The sequence below is a fragment of the Flagellimonas flava genome, from assembly GCF_050617915.1.
Classification (GTDB): domain Bacteria; phylum Bacteroidota; class Bacteroidia; order Flavobacteriales; family Flavobacteriaceae; genus Flagellimonas; species Flagellimonas flava_A.
In genome coordinates, this window is the sequence record NZ_JBODQE010000074.1 from 1 (window position 1) to 265 (window position 265).

Below are 265 nucleotides of genomic sequence, written 5' to 3' on the forward strand. Positions count from 1 at the left end.
GCTTCTATTACTGGTGGACTTTGCGGTGACGGTGCCCGATTTGAAAAGACATTGACTTCGTATAATGAAGTCCCTAAACAAGGTGAAGTGGTGGCCATCGCCCTTTATGGTGAAGCCCTGGAAGTAAGCTATGCCAATTTTGGAGGTTGGACCCCTTTTGGTCCGGGGCGAACCATTACCAAATCTGTAGGCAATGTGCTGTATGTGATTGATGGTAAGCCCGCTTTAGATTTGTATAAAAAATACTTGGGAGAAAAGGCACCGG

Annotated in this window: 1 protein-coding gene; it reads left to right on the plus strand. The window is 46.4% G+C overall.

All coding sequences use genetic code 11. The annotated features are described in order from the left end of the window. Positions 1 to 265: FIST N-terminal domain-containing protein (locus ACRHOZ_RS21020; protein WP_431130249.1), on the plus strand; the 265-nt coding region annotated here is incomplete at both ends.